This is a genomic window from Pantoea sp. X-Soil-ISGK-355, from assembly GCF_059730805.1.
Window position 1 is genome coordinate 2,014,162 of the sequence record NZ_AP035971.1, and the last position, 14,489, is coordinate 2,028,650.

At 54.9% G+C, this 14,489-nt stretch carries 13 protein-coding genes; 5 read left to right on the forward strand and 8 right to left on the reverse strand.

The features are described from left to right. The first annotated feature begins 33 nt into the window (after positions 1–33). The 3 genes from stbD (at position 34) to AC6I8J_RS09340 (ending at position 2,553) form a co-directional block, all read left to right on the forward strand. Positions 34–1,311: a fimbrial usher protein StbD gene (gene stbD / locus AC6I8J_RS09330; RefSeq protein WP_497825639.1), complete on the forward strand. Its 1,278-nt coding sequence runs from the start codon at positions 34–36 to the stop codon at positions 1,309–1,311. After that, complete coding sequence (locus tag AC6I8J_RS09335; protein ID WP_161734764.1) at positions 1,277–1,993, forward strand: fimbrial assembly chaperone; 717 nt, start codon at positions 1,277–1,279, stop codon at positions 1,991–1,993. The genes stbD and AC6I8J_RS09335 overlap by 35 nt, the downstream gene beginning before the upstream one ends. A 224-nt stretch (positions 1,994–2,217) precedes the next feature. Next, on the forward strand, positions 2,218–2,553 hold the full coding sequence (locus AC6I8J_RS09340; protein WP_253421917.1) for a gamma-glutamylcyclotransferase family protein: 336 nt from the start codon (positions 2,218–2,220) through the stop codon (positions 2,551–2,553). 386 nt (positions 2,554–2,939) lie between these two features. Here AC6I8J_RS09340 and AC6I8J_RS09345 read toward each other — a convergent pair whose 3' ends face one another. Further along, the gene (locus tag AC6I8J_RS09345) at positions 2,940–4,985 is read right to left on the reverse strand and encodes an FUSC family protein (RefSeq protein WP_480343835.1); all 2,046 of its coding nucleotides are present in this window, start codon (positions 4,983–4,985) and stop codon (positions 2,940–2,942) included. Positions 4,986–5,099: 114 nt separating this feature from the next. Next, positions 5,100–6,482 (reverse strand): M24 family metallopeptidase, encoded by a 1,383-nt coding sequence (locus AC6I8J_RS09350; RefSeq protein ID WP_497825294.1) that lies wholly within the window; start codon positions 6,480–6,482, stop codon positions 5,100–5,102. A 430-nt stretch (positions 6,483–6,912) separates the two neighbouring features. Between AC6I8J_RS09350 and AC6I8J_RS09355 the strand changes: the two genes are divergently transcribed. Further along, a complete protein-coding gene (locus AC6I8J_RS09355; protein WP_161734776.1) occupies positions 6,913–7,800 on the forward strand; it encodes a glycosyltransferase family 17 protein in 888 nt (295 codons plus the stop codon). A 40-nt stretch (positions 7,801–7,840) separates the two neighbouring features. Here the strand turns inward: AC6I8J_RS09355 and AC6I8J_RS09360 are convergent, their stop codons facing one another. The 3 genes from AC6I8J_RS09360 to hipB all read right to left on the reverse strand — a co-directional run bounded on the left by AC6I8J_RS09360 (position 7,841) and on the right by hipB (position 9,712). Continuing rightward, positions 7,841–8,047 (reverse strand): type II toxin-antitoxin system MqsA family antitoxin, encoded by a 207-nt coding sequence (locus AC6I8J_RS09360; protein WP_099257387.1) that lies wholly within the window; start codon positions 8,045–8,047, stop codon positions 7,841–7,843. A gap of 103 nt (positions 8,048–8,150) precedes the next feature. After that, complete coding sequence (locus AC6I8J_RS09365; RefSeq protein WP_161734778.1) at positions 8,151–9,464, reverse strand: type II toxin-antitoxin system HipA family toxin; 1,314 nt, start codon at positions 9,462–9,464, stop codon at positions 8,151–8,153. Beyond that, positions 9,464–9,712: a type II toxin-antitoxin system antitoxin HipB gene (gene hipB, locus AC6I8J_RS09370; protein ID WP_161734780.1), complete on the reverse strand. Its 249-nt coding sequence runs from the start codon at positions 9,710–9,712 to the stop codon at positions 9,464–9,466. The genes AC6I8J_RS09365 and hipB overlap by 1 nt, the downstream gene beginning before the upstream one ends. Positions 9,713–9,892: 180 nt before the next feature. Between hipB and AC6I8J_RS09375 the strand changes: the two genes are divergently transcribed. After that, positions 9,893–10,330: a GNAT family N-acetyltransferase gene (locus AC6I8J_RS09375; protein WP_480343837.1), complete on the forward strand. Its 438-nt coding sequence runs from the start codon at positions 9,893–9,895 to the stop codon at positions 10,328–10,330. 33 nt (positions 10,331–10,363) lie between these two features. Here the strand turns inward: AC6I8J_RS09375 and AC6I8J_RS09380 are convergent, their stop codons facing one another. Genes AC6I8J_RS09380 through AC6I8J_RS09390 form a run of 3 tightly spaced genes read right to left on the reverse strand, consistent with a single transcriptional unit; the run spans position 10,364 to position 14,462 of the window. Then, a complete protein-coding gene (locus tag AC6I8J_RS09380; protein ID WP_497825295.1) occupies positions 10,364–11,155 on the reverse strand; it encodes an inositol monophosphatase family protein in 792 nt (263 codons plus the stop codon). A 23-nt stretch (positions 11,156–11,178) separates the two neighbouring features. Continuing rightward, positions 11,179–12,240, reverse strand: coding sequence for an ABC transporter ATP-binding protein (locus tag AC6I8J_RS09385; RefSeq protein ID WP_497825296.1), 1,062 nt, complete (start codon positions 12,238–12,240; stop codon positions 11,179–11,181). Continuing rightward, positions 12,237–14,462, reverse strand: a complete 2,226-nt coding sequence (locus AC6I8J_RS09390) for an ABC transporter permease (RefSeq protein WP_497825297.1) — start codon at positions 14,460–14,462, stop codon at positions 12,237–12,239. The genes AC6I8J_RS09385 and AC6I8J_RS09390 overlap by 4 nt, the downstream gene beginning before the upstream one ends. Positions 14,463–14,489: the final 27 nt, after the last annotated feature.

Sequence of the window (14,489 nt, forward strand, 5' to 3'; positions counted from 1 at the left end):
TATTTCCTGTATATCTTTTTATTGCTGTTCAATATGCCCGCCTGGGCTAATTGCAGCGTTGTTACCGCCACATCCTCGTTGTCTCAAAGCGCGATTGCAGCAGGCTATACCGCCGCCTACTGGACCGGCGCCTGCGACACCTGCTCAGGGAATGTGGGCCTGCCATCTGTAATCAGCATCAATAGCGGAAAGACCTTCCAGCCCTCCGGCACACTGCTGGCCAGCTCGGTAGGCAGCTTTCTGTCTTCGGCCAGCAATGTTCCCTACTCAGCTAACCAGATTCTTTACCGCTGCGCCGTGGCAGATGCAGACAGTTTGTATGAGATGTATGCCACCAATGGCGACAGCCCCTATGCCGGTCAATATATTACTTCTGAAGTGGACGGTGCCTATTATGATGTCGCTGCAAATGTTGCCGTCAGGCTAACTAACCTGACAACCGGCGAATATTACAGTCGCTACTGGAAAGCCCGACAGCTGACGGCCAGTGACTGGTATTCTGATGGCACCTATATTTATATTCCGGCCAGTGCTTTCAGTAATGTGCTGTATGAAATGTTTAAAATAGACTCTACGCGCTATTACGCCAGCAACAGCAATCGCTATGTGGACAACTGGACACAACCTCGCGGATATATTGCTTTTAAAGGACCCGGGCTGGATACCAATAATCTGAAAGTGGGCCAGGATAGTCTCTCTTACTGGTATGGTTTTTATCGTAACTGGCCCGCCGCCTGGAGCACCTTCTCAAATGTCACCTATGTGCGTGGCGCGCTATGCGAAGTCCAGGATTATCCTTCGGTGGTGGTGCTGCCTACCGTAAGCGTGAATACCCTTGCCGCGGGCGGGAAAAGTCAGGCTCCTTTTACTATCACTATCCAGTGCGAGTCCGGTGCCATCTCCGGCACCACTACATCGACGATCACGTCAGCAAATGTCGCTATGGGCTTTCTCGTTAACCAGTCAAATGCGGTGACGCAGGCAAGAAATCTGGGGCTGACTACAGCTGGCGGCGGGTTAACCTGGCTGCTGGATACCCACTATGGTAGCAGCGCTGCCGCCTCCGGTGTCGGTATAAAAATTTATGACAGTCATAATATGGCGCTCAATTTACTGCCTGACAGAACGGTGACGGGCGCGGGCAACAGCCGTGGCTGGTATGCCTATAAAGATTTAACGTCGCAAATCTCCTCAGGAGGCGCTGATATTTACAGTGGTGATTTCACCGCCTCTCTTGAAGCGCTCAGCGGGCAAACTATTACAGCAGGAACAGTCAATGCGCAGTTACAGGTTGTGGTCAGTTTTCAGTAACGTCGTCGTGCTATCTGGCTTCCTGCTCTCATTCAGCGTCTGGGCGGTGGTCAATGTGGATAAAACCCGGATCGTTTTCAATCAATCGGATCTGAGCCAGTCTGTTAACGTCGTCAACAGCGGCGAAAACGAAACGTATCTGCAAATCTGGACGGATGACGGTGACCTGACTCTCTCACCCGATGCCAGCATCACACCCGTCATAGTCATACCGCCGGTGGTAAAAATGTATCCGGAAGAAATGCGATCGTTGCGTCTGTTACTTACTTCACGTCAGGGGCTGCCCGCGGACAAAGAGAGCCTCTACTGGTTAAATATTTATCAGATCCCTGCGCTGAAAAAAGAGCTTAACGCGGCTGAACGTAAAGTGGTGTTACCGCTACGAATCCGGCTAAAAATCTTTATCCGGCCTGAGGGACTAAACGCCCCGCTGACCACCGATCCGGAAAAGCTCCGTTTCGCGGTAAAGGGAAATAAAATCGCCATAACGAATCCTACTCCCTGGTTCATGAGCTTGAATGTCTATTCTGAAGGTCAGCAATCAATAAAAAATCTCACTCTTGCCCCACAATCTGATGCTTATATTGACAGTCACACTCCGCCGAAACCCGGTGAGTCAGTGAGTTATGCGGTGATCAATGACCAGGGGATTCCGGTTAATTACACGACAATCTTGAAGTAACCGGACGGGAGTGCCATCTGCCAACAGGCAGAGTGCACATAAAACCGACCTTTTGCGGCAGTCCTGGGCGTCGCTACATGAATTCTGCGCATCTGATGGGGCTGGCAGTAGGCAGAATTTACCTGTGCATGGCGTTTTGAGAGGCTCATGAGGCGGTTCCGCAAGACAATCCATTTTAGCCGCGCTAGAGTTGCTGGCTTCCACTGTTTCAACAACGAGAAAAAATGAAACGCTTATTTGTCTATGGCACTCTCTGTCCGGGCCGCGAGAATGCCCATATCCTGGAAAATATTGGCGGAGAATGGCTGGCCGGTTCGGTTAACGGTACCTTCTATCAGCACGGCTGGGGCGCAGCGGCTGATTTTCCGGGCATCGTTCTGGATGAGCATGGCCCCGACGTGCCGGGTTATCTGTTTCTCTCCGACCAGCTGGATGCCCACTGGCCGATGCTGGATGCGTTTGAAGATGGTTACGATCGCGTCGAGGTTTGCGTTTCTGCCGAGGATAATCGGCAATACAGTGCGTGGATTTATCAACTCCAGCCGCAGGAAAGCCGCTGAGTTATTACCGCTGAACTTTTCCTGCATCAACCCTGCTTTCCTGCAGTGAGATGCACGCGCCCTGCTCTTATTGCAGGCTTCTGGCGCAGCAGGACGCGTTTATGACTGGTTTCAACCAGGCGTGTCTGGCCAGAGAATCGAATGCAACAGACTGAATTAAAAGCGGTATAATGCCTGCGCTTCACGCTCAGGCCATTGCTGGCCATTTCTACCAACCAACCTTTCCGCTTTGCTGACCTTATTTTTCTGCAAGACAATTTATATGGGCACGTTGCCTGATTCATAATTCAACTAAGATTTAATGAATGATGTAACTAAAATCAGATCATCCGCTCTGGTCCTGGCAAGCCTCTCTTAGCCCCACCAGCCAGCCCTGTTACACCGGGTTAATCTGGCCAGCGCTGATGTGGAAATAGTGATACCCGAATATTAAACAGATGGATTAACGGTGCAACTGCACCACTCTCCTGTCGGGCAATCGGCTCTAGCCGCAGCAGTAACAGGTCCAGCTCATCCAGCAGATCCTGATGCGGCGCAAGCTGTAGCCTCTTCATCTTGCGCTTCAGATAGAGCGCCAGTTCGTGAAACATCTGTCCGCTATCAATCCGATGGCTTTCAAGCACCTCACGATAGCGCGCATAAAAATCATAGCAGTTAGCACCCAGCCAGGTTTCGGTAATCAGATACCCCCCCACCACGATATCCGGTACCGGATCGAGCCGTTTACGCGGCAGAATCACGTTCACCCTGTCGAGCATCCGCGCAATAAATTGCTGGCGAGTCAGCAGCGTGGCCGAATTGCGCTCCACCATTTTGATAAACCCTAACAGATCGCGAAGTCCGCGCTGCACCGCTCTTCTGGCAATCCATGACGGTCGTTTGTTACGGATCAGCGCCGTCAGCACCACCGCAAACATAATCCCCACCATTGATGAGATGGCCGCATTAAGCGTGACGATCAGGTTCGGGACATAGTGATGGCTCAGGCCGATAAAGCCAGGGATCTGAATGGCAACACTCAGCCCCACCATATTGGTCGCCGGGTTAGCAATGACCAGACTCAGCAGCATCAGACCCGGCAGCAGACAGATCATCAGCGCCTGCAACGTGTTAGCCTGCGGGATCAGAAAGGCGATATAGAACAGACTGACCACCAGGGCAATCATTACCCCTTTCACGAACAGTTTCATAGGCGTTACCGGGGAATCAACGCCGGCAAAAAATGAGCTGATGATGGCCGCCATTAAAGGTGCATTCGCGCCATCGGCCCAGCCGCTGCCAATCCAGAACAGGCTGGAGAGAAAGGTTGCCAGAAAAGCGGTCAGCGCAGAGAGTCTCAGCAGCCCCTTGTCGATATGACGGTGTTCGCGGATATTGCGGATCGCCGCCCCATCTCCATGGCTATAGAGATCCCCGGCGCGCGCACTGACGTTCTCAAAGGCATCGGCAATACGGACAAAGTTAGCCATCCGCTCCAGCAGGCCGATCAGCAGCAGACTCTCTTCGGTGGCAAGCTGCCCTGCCCGCCATTGATTTTCCAGGGTGGCCTGACTGGCAGCAATCGCCTCACGCAGTCCGGCGATATCATTAATGCGGTCATGATGCAGCCACAGCAGAAACGCCTGAAATACATCGGTAACGCACTGCGGAAAACGGATATTCAGTTCGGCCAGCACACCCAGCCGTGCCTCAATCGCGGTCAGGGTTGGCAGCAGATAGGTCAGATGCTGATACTGCACGCTGACCAGACGAATGACATTACGCGCCGCTTCGCCCTCATAAACACAGTGGGTCAGCAGCGTTTCAACACTCAGTGGATAACCCGCCATCTGGATCAGGATATCTTCCCGCTCCAGCGATTTGTTCTTTGCCATCCCGCTAATCAGTTCATCGCATAATTTGCGCGCGTTCTGAAACCAGAGATTGACGCTCTGCCCCAGCAGATGGTGCATCGACACCGGGAACACCAGCCGGTGAACCAGCGTGCTGCAGAGGATCCCCAGCGTGATCTCCTCAATACGTGAAATCACGGTACTGATAATCGCAGATGGCGTATCCACATCGGGAAAGCCCATAATCGCCGCGCTGTAACCCGCCAGCATAAAGATATAGCTCTTCGGCGTGCGGTCATGCAGAGAAAGATACAGGCAGACCGTCACCCATAGCGACACACAGAGGCTGAACAGCACCGGCGACTGCACGGTTTCGGGATAGATTAGCAGAATAAAGATGCCGCCGAGCAGCGTGCCCATCAGACGAAACAGCGATTTCGAGACGGTCGAGGCGGCATAGAGTTGTGAGGTGACAAACACGGTGGTTAGTGCCCAGGCCGGTTTTTCAAAGTTGAGTAACAGCGCCACAGAGAGTGCGATAAACGCGGCAAGGGAGGTTTTGCAGGCAAACAAAACCGCGTTTTTGGTAAACCATTTCATCGAATGAGAGCAACCAGGAACTTTCTGAGGCGCGTATCCTGACAGATGCGTTTGGGTTTTACTCTCAGTTAAATTTTACAAATTATTACCGGCCTGAGGCGGCCGGTTCATTCTCTACCGGCGCACCAGCGCACGATGCTTATCCAGTAAGAAAGGGCGCAGATAGCCTACCGTGTTCGAGAGCAAAATCACCTCCCCGGACAACCGGATTTTCAGTACCTCGGTCAGGTAGGCTCTGCGCCGGGTCATACGCTGCCACACCGCCGGAAAACGGCTCGCCAGCTCGTCACGCAATGCGGCGTCTGCCAGTCCGACCGTATCTTCAATACTGCAGCCGCCATAACCCGGCACCGATGGGATAATATCAATCTGCAACAGCATACCGCTCTTCAGGGTCACTGCTGAATCGGGATAGATGGGCGAGCTTAACCACTCTTCGTCAGCCACCAGATGTCCTGGATTGAGATGCCAGCCATATTGCGCTTTGGGCAGTACCGTTTCGATATGCGTATAGAGTTCGCCGCCGGTAATTCCGATTCGCAACTGCTCCAGCCAGCTGACCACAGCATGATAATAGGGGATCGCCAGCCGGTCTAACCAGTCAGAAACGTGACACTGTAACTCAGAAGCCTCACTGACGACATACGCAGAGCGGCTGGTCAGGCCGCCTTTATAGCCGACCGTCAGTGAGAGTTTGTCGCCAGTTGAAATCTGTTTGTCTGACGGATAGAGGCGGGCCTGGGCGAAACGATCGCCGGTCGCGGCAATCGTGACGACACTGTTTGGCTGCCCTTCTGCATTCAGCCGTGCGCCTGACGCCTTCTCTGTCACACCCGGCGCTACGCTATCCAGCGCAGCCAGCATCGCGGTTGACGCAAGATTGGCGCCAGCCTCATAAAAGGCGACTTCATCGGCGCAGTTAACGCAACGCGCACCGAGGTCTGGCGAGATAAACAATCCGGTGGCGTTAACCAGATGCACATCGCCACCCGCCGCCTGAGCCGCTGCAGCGTAGACGAACTGCGGCAGATCAAAAAGCGCCTGCTGCCTGCCGGTAAACAGCTTCCAGCCCACCAGCCCGGTGCGTTCATCCGCCTTAATGCCTGCCTCTGTTAACAGCTGATCCAATGGCTGCTCCCCATGCATCGGCTGATTGGGCAACGAAAAGATCGGCGCATGCAGACAGCGTCCCGGATTGCGGGCAAAAGGCACCAGCTTGAGGTTCTCATTACCCATGATATAGGTAAGCTCGCCCTGCTGATTCACCACCAGCAGCGCCTCCTCAAAACGCGGAATGAATCCCGCCAGATATTCAAAACTGCTGCCGTGCTCTTTGTCGGCATAGATAATCAGTTGCGCAATCTGCTGCTGCTGCATCCGCTCAATAATGGCGGCCAGACGGCGATGCAGTGTTTCATCAGATATCACAGGGCTGGCAGCACCGGGAAAGACCGGCGGTGACGGGATTGTTTTCAGGGCATAGCGATTGGCATCCATAACGCACTCCAGTGGCCAGATTGATGTGATTGTGATTCCCGTTCCCAGGGTAAACCTGAGGTTTCTCCTGTACGGTGCCACCATCACACAACTTACTCGTTGCGTGTTATCAAAAGAGGGACATTCCCTTATAACGATTTTGCCTGCCTTGTGCAGGCTTTTTTTATCTTCAATTTGTGAGCATGCACGGTGTTTGATATTTAAGCATCACTTATTAGCAACCTGTTTGAAACTTTTACACTGGCCTGATGCCTGGAGTACGTTTTACAGAGATTCTTTATTATTTTGTAATTTTTTGGCCGAGATCATATTTTCTTTTTAACCGCATCAAAAAGTACAGATAACGTAACGAAAAGGTAATTTTACGCTTAACATGCGGTATAATTGTTTCAAATAATGTGAAAATTTTGCCAGGAAGGTTTGTTAGCCAATGATTTACGATTGTTTCCTTTACTACGATGAAGACATGCTTCTTGAGCTTCGGCTGAATACGCTTTATGAACATGTTGATAAGTTCGTCATTGTTGAATCCCTCTATACCTTTACTGGCAAGCGTCGAGAAAAACTCAGTTTTAATATCGAAAAGTTTGCGGCATTTCGCGAGAAAATTATTTACGTCGTTAATGACTCAGTACCGACGATCCATCAGCATGATTTCGTGTCTGGCAGCTCAATGGTGAAAGCCGGTGAATCCGACCCGTGGGAAAATGAGACGATAGCGCGTAACGCCATTATGCGCGGTCTGGACTTCGCTGAGGACGACGATATCATCATCGTATCAGATGTAGATGAAATCCCCCGTCCTGAAGCCCTGAAGCAGTTCAGCCCGCGCCACCTCTGCACGACGCTGTACCATAACTTCTATAATTATAAATTTAACGTTCAGGTTTTTAATGACGATGGCTCTGCCCGTCTCTGCCGCCTGCCAAAGATGACCACTATGAAGAATCTGAAGCATTTTTTCAGAGGCCAGCCAGAGCTGTTACGCAACGTTAAACGCAAGGGTACGCCAATCAGGGACAGCTGGTGGCGCTGGAAGCTACTGAAGATGCGTACCAGAACAATTGAAGACGCTGGCTGGCACTTCTCATGGGTAATGACCGACGCGCGTATAAGCGAGAAAATGGAGACGATTTCTCACACAGAAAATAATCTCCCTGAGTTCAACAATCCCGATCATATTCGGCGCTGCGTTGAGCAGAATATTGATATCTGGAACCGCCCCCGCAAAATGGTAATCCGGCCAGTAACGCAGGAATATTTGCCTGCATGGTTGGTGGATAACCAGGCCCGTTTTGAAGAGTTTCTCAAGCGGTGAATGAATAAAACGAAAGCCCGCACTAAGCGGGCTCTCTGTGTTATTTAACAGGCACGCCGGCATTCTCCAGCGCTTCAGCCTTTTCGGGGTACAGCTCCGACGTTCCGGCATTCATAATCACCGCGCCACAGCGGATGCAGTGATCGCCCTTTACATCCGGCACAACGTCCTCGGGATTACCCGTATTAAGACTGACGTCGCGCGTGGCGTACACAAACGCCTCTCCTTCACATCCCGGACACTTCATACCATGACTCTCCTGTTAAGCCTGTCAGATAAGCATAGCCGACAGGCTTTTAGCCATACACAGGAGGCGAGGTTTTTCAGGATAGTGCCAGCTTATAGCGCCATCACTCTTTGTGCCGCAGCCGCTCCAGCATAATCAGTGAATGACTGAAAATGGCGTCGGCGATGTGCTGTGGATAATCGGCCGGTAAGGCCTCGCGCACTGAGACCACCGCTTTGGGAAACTCACGGACGAAGAAGTCGAAGATCTGCTGCAAACTGTCACGATCAAAACTGACGCTTTTTGCCGTGGCGATAAAATGGCGCGGAAAGATTTTGTCGATTTCTGTCTTCTTCCCCTTAGTGGCACGCAGCCCCATCGCAAGCTTTAGTGCACGCCTGTTCAGGCCGGTACCGCCCAGCACCGGATAAGCGGAGATCACATCATAAAAGGGTGTCAGTCGATAACTGCCGCCGCGCTCAATAAACAGCGAGAAGTTTTTTGCGTGACCATCGGTAGCACCAATCAGCCACTGAAACACCTGGAACATCATAAAGCGATAGCGATCTTCAATGGCGTTGCTCGATCCCATCAGTATCTGCATTATTTCTGCAATGCCCGGCCCGCCGTCCGACGCATATTTGGTCGAGGATGGTAGCCCCAGCGCCTGACAGAAATCCTCCTGTGGCAGACGAATCAGCCGGGTTCGGTCGCGCGACCAGCGGCGATCAAAGCGCTCAACGGCCAGGGCGCGCATCTTACCGGCCCGGATAATCGTCGCCTGCGGCACATCAATACCCAGTGCGCGGGCCAGCGCCAGACAGAGATACTCATTCTCTACGCTTTCACGCATATCCAGCGTCGCGGCTGGCTGTTTAATCTCACCGATCGGCAGCTTAATGATGTGCGAGGTGGGCGTGGCACCGGCAGGAATGCTCCAGCCCTCTTCGGTCAGCAGCAGCGCCGTTTTCTCCTGTGCGCCCGCCACCGAAATGCGGAAGTCAGTCTCTTCACGCAACATCCCCAGCGGGATATCTGACTGATAGGCTGACAGCACACTCTCAAGCCGGGCTTCATCCAGCACCTCATAGCGAGCCTGCAGCGCGGGCAGCGGCATATCGGGCGGCAACAGCATAGTCGCCCCGACGCTGTCACGTCCCACTTCCTGCAACAGGTCAAACGGCTGACGGGATTTAATCTGGTAACGCGCCACGATTCTGTCACGAATCAGCGGGCTATCTGGCAGCAGGTTATCGAAGAAGTTAATCACGGCGTGTGAGGTGATTGCCTTAACCTGCAGCGGCAGAGAAAGTGACAGTGGCCTGGATAGCGGGTTACTCAGCCAGCCGGTGTCATACTGAAACTCATGAGCGCCATTCCGCTGCCGGGTGAGCACGCCTACCCGCTCGCCGTTCATCCACGCAATCAGCCTTTGCATTACCACGCATCCTCATCATGCAATTGAGGCGCACTGGCCTCCTCTTTTTCCACTACGTCCAGACTCACTTCCAGCGCCTGTAAAAGCTTAAACAGCGTGGCCAGCGAGGTAGTGTCAGGCGCATTTTCAAAGTGAGAGATGGTAGCCTGTTTCAGGCCAACCTTTTTCGCCAGTTCACTCTGGGTCCAGCCGTTGCGCTGGCGGATAAGCTTTAGCCGGTTTGCCAGCTGTAGCGGGCTGTATATCATGGGGTAACTCCTAAAGAATCACAGGCTGTAAGCATAGCGCAGAGGGTTTATCCCCGATAGGGTATAAAGCGCAATTTATACCCTTAAGAGGATAATATACAGATTATACCTTTTAGAGGGTAAAATTGAATTTATCCTTTTTGAGGGATAAAGACAACGCATGGATAAGAGAGGAACAGGATGAGCACATTTATCCTTACCCATCAGCAAAACGACGACGATCGGGAAGCGCTACTGGCAGGATTAGGGGCTTACAACCGGCAATTTATCAGTCGGGAGAACTGGGGGCCGCTGTCGGTTTCTCACAAAGATGCAGAAGGTGTGTTACGCGGCGGATTGATCGCCTCGCGCAAAGGAAACTGGCTCTGTATTGATTATCTCTGGGTGGACGAAACGCTGCGTGGCAGTGGTCTGGGGCGTGCGCTGATGGAAGCGGCAGAGCAGGAGGCGGTTAAACTGGGCTGTCTCTTTGCGCTGGTGGATACATTTAGTTTTCAGGCGCTGCCGTTTTATCAGAAACAGGGTTATCAGCAGCAGATGTCCCTGCCCGATTTTCCGCAGGACGGCATGCAGCGCCACTATCTGACGAAAACGCTAAGCCCTGCGGCATCACGCTGACCTGAGTACAGTCAGCGTGACAGGGTCACTGAACTACAAATCAGCAATGCGGCGGAGGTCCGCTTCGGCGCCGGGTGCCACAGCAAGCACCTGGGCCCCTTTAGTGATGCGGTCGCCTTCGGTATTGAACGGGTGGCACCAGCCGCCCGCCTCTTTCACCAGGCAGTAACCCGCCAGGCAATCCCAGGCGTGCATATAAGGTTCGTAGTAACCCACGACCCGACCAGCCGCGACCCAGGCCAGCATCAGCGCGCCGGAGCCGATGCGGATAAAGTTACCGCCCGCCGACAACAGCGCCGCCACAATCTCGCCCACCTGTTGCGGACTGACATAGCTGTTAGCACCAAAGCCGGTAACGTGGTTTTGCAGCGTGCGTGTGGCATCGACCTGCAGACGACGCCCGTTAAGCGTCGCGCCCTGCCCCAGTGCCGCTACGTAGCACTCCTCATAGGTGGGTGCGAAAATCACCCCGATGACCGGTACATCGCCACGCAGCACCGCCACGGAAACACACCAGCTCGGCATCCCATTGAGAAACGGGCTGGTGCCATCGATCGGATCCACCACCCAGGTATAGTGAGAGGTTCCCGCCTGCAGACCCGTCTCCTCGCCCAGGAAGCCATCATCGGGAAACGCATCCCGTATATAGCTGGCGATCAGCTGCTCCACTTCCCGGTCGGCAATAGACACCACATCCTGCAAATCGTACTTCGTCTCCACTACCAGCGTCTCGCGGCGATTAAACCAGGATAACGCGGTAGCGCCCCCTTCGCGGGCAACGGCTTCCGCTAACGCCAGTCGCGCCATTATTTCCTGCGATTCCATGCGAACTCCTCGGGTTAATCAGATTAACGGGCTATCAGGGCTAAACCATGCGGCTTAAAGTTGACGCCAACCGTGGCGGCGAGCGGCAGACGCTGTTCCATCTGCGGGTCGATAATGAACAGCGCGCCAAGCTCGGTAGCGACTTCATATTCGATATGATCGCCCAGCCAGGTGCTGTGGATCACTTCACCCTGCAACGCACCCTGACCGTCGCCGGACAGCGTAATAAACTGTGGCCGCACCGCCAGCTGAGCAGTGCCGGGTTTAGCGCCGGCACCCCGCACCCGGAAGCGCTGATTACCCAGCCGCACCAGCGCGTCATCTGCATCCGCCTGTTCTACTTCACAGGGCAGAATATTGGCTTCACCCATAAAATCCGCGATAAAGACTGAATTGGGCGAATGGTAAAGCGTCTCCGGCGCGCCCTGCTGAGCAATATCTCCCTCTTTCATGACAATAATCTTATCGGAGACCGCCAGCGCCTCCTCCTGGTCATGGGTCACGTAGACGGCGGTAAACCCGAGCCGCTGCTGCAGATCGCGGATATCGGTGCGCACCCGACGGCGCAGACGCTCATCGAGGTTCGACAGCGGCTCATCAAGCAGCAGCACCTGCGGTTCCAGCACCAGCGCACGGGCCACCGCAATACGCTGCTGCTGTCCGCCGGACAGTTCGGATGGCAGCCGCTGTCCCTGACTCTCCAGCCCCACCAGCTTCAGCCCCTCGCGCGCCCTGTCCTGCGCCTCGCGTTTGTTCATGCCAGAAGAGAGCAGACCGTAAAGAATGTTGTCGATGGCGTTCATATGCGGAAACAGCGCGTAGGACTGAAACACCATCGCCACGTCGCGCTCATTAGCGGGCAGATGGGTCACCTCTTTGCCGCCAATCAGAATCCGCCCCGAGGTAGGATGCTCCAGCCCGGCCAGCAGCCGTAGCGTGGTGGTTTTACCGCAGCCGGATGGCCCGAGCAGCGTTACCAGCGTGCCCGGCTCTACGGTAAGCGACAGATCCGGCACTGCAGTAAAACCAGCAAATCGCTTCGCGACATGTTCAAACACCACCGATCCGGCGTTAATGGTCGTCATACGGCTCTCTCCTGAGTCAGAGTAGATGCAGAGGGTGCGGCAACAATTACCGCCGGTTGGGTTGCACGGCGCAGGCGACGATCGCCCACCAGCAGCTGGAAAAGACCAATGATCAGCAGCATCACCACAATCAGTACCGAGGAGTAGGCAATCGCGACGCCATACTCGCCATTCTCCACCAGCCCGACAATATAAGAGGTCGCCATGTTGTACTGGGCGCTGACCAGAAAAATCACCGCACTGATCGAGGTAATGGCCCGCACAAAGGCGTAGACGAGCGCGGCGCTGATCGCAGGTTTGAGCAGCGGCAGTACCACTTTGCGCAGCGTGCGGAAACTGTTGGCGCCCAGCGTCAGTGAGGCTTCATCCAGGCTTTTATCCAACTGGCTCATCGCCGCCATCCCGCCCCGCACGCCGACCGGCATATTACGGAAGACAAAGCAGGCGATCAGGATCATCGCGGTGCCGGTGATCTCCAGCGGCGGCAGGTTATAGGCCATCACATAGCTCACACCTATCACCGTGCCGGGAATGGCAAAACTCAGCATCAGCATGAATTCAAACGTCTGACGGCCGGCAAACTTCTGTCGCACGATCAGCCAGGCAGTCAGCAGCCCCACAATGGCGGTGAGCGGTGCGGCAATCAGGGCGATTTCCAGCGTGGTCCAGAAGGAATTCCAGGCGACGCCGCTCCAGACCAGCTGCCCCTGATTCACGCTGACACTGAAGGCGCGGATATAGTGATCCAGCGTCAGGTTATTATTCAGCCCCCAGGACTGCACAAAGCCGCCAATCATGATCATGCCGTAGATCACCAGGGTGAAGAGTCCCCACGGGATCACCATGCCATAGACGCTGTAGCGCACCGGACGCGGCAGCATCACATGACGGCCGCCGTCGCCTTTGCCGGTTACGGTGGCGAAGCTTTTGCCGGAGAGCCAGACGCGCTGCACCAGAAAAGCGGCAAGGGTAAAGCCCAGCAGGATCATCGCCAGCACCGCCGCGCGGCTTGGGTCGTTCTGAGCGCCGACCACGGAGAAGAAGATCTCTGTCGAGAGCACGCCGTGACTGCCGCCCAGCACCATCGGGTTGCCGAAATCGGCCATGCTTTCGATAAAGCTGATTAAGAACGCGTTGGCCAGACCTGGCGCCATCAGCGGCAACGAGATGCAGGAGAACGTGCGCCAGCGGCTGGCGCGCAGGGTCTGCGACGCCTCTTCCAGTGACGGACTGACCCCCTCAACTACGCCAATCAGCACCAGGAACGCAATGGGAGTAAACGACAGCACCTGGGCAATCCAGATGCCGGTCAGCCCATAGAGCCAGCGGCCCGGCTCGATACCGAACAGCGTCGCCAGCGATGCTGTCACCACGCCGGAGCGGCCAAACAGCAGGATCAGTGCCAGACCGATAACAAATGGCGGCGTGATAATGGGCAATATGGTCAGCATCCGCAGCGCTTTTTTATAGGGCAGCCCCGTACGCGTGGCCGCCAGCGCAAACGCCAGGCCCAGCAGCGTAGAACCACTGGCGGTCATCAGCGCCAGTCCCAGCGTGCGCCAGGCCGTGCCGCAGGAGCCGCCGGTGAAACAGCCGAGGCTCCAGATGGCGGGATCCTGCACATTGGCAATCAGCCCGTCCGGTTTAAAGCTGCCGTCACTATCCTGCACCGAGGCAACAAACAGGCTCAGCACCGGATAGAGCACAAAGGTCGTAACCAGCGCCACCAGCAGCACAATTGACGCCACCACAAAGGCATCGCCTTTCAGCACGCCGCGCTCCGCCAGGGCAAAGGCGAAGATGAGCAGAAAGACGGTCAGCAGCAGCAGTGCGCCCGCACCCATCGCCGGTTGCCCCTGCGCCAGCGGCCCGAAGAGGTTCTCCAGCCACAGCCAGTTCCAGCCACTAAACCCAATGGCATGCCCTTCCAGCACCAGAAACAGAATGCCCGCCACGCTGAACAGCAGCAGCAGCGTGCTGCGGAAGCGGCCTGGCGGCAGAAAGACGCTGGCCGCAGAGAGCAGCCATAGCGCGACGGCGATCCCCAGCCAGCTGCGTAACGCGAGCTGCCCCAGCGCCGGTGTGTTGTTCTCATCGGCCCACAGGCTAGACAGCCAGTCTCCCGTAAAAAAGCTCTGCTCCAGGCTATACCAGGGCAGCAGCGTCAGCGCGATGGCCCCCGCCAGCAGCGTGCCGGTTAAGCGACGATTGTGCGCATTCATAAATCACCTCCATCAGGAAGCGGACAT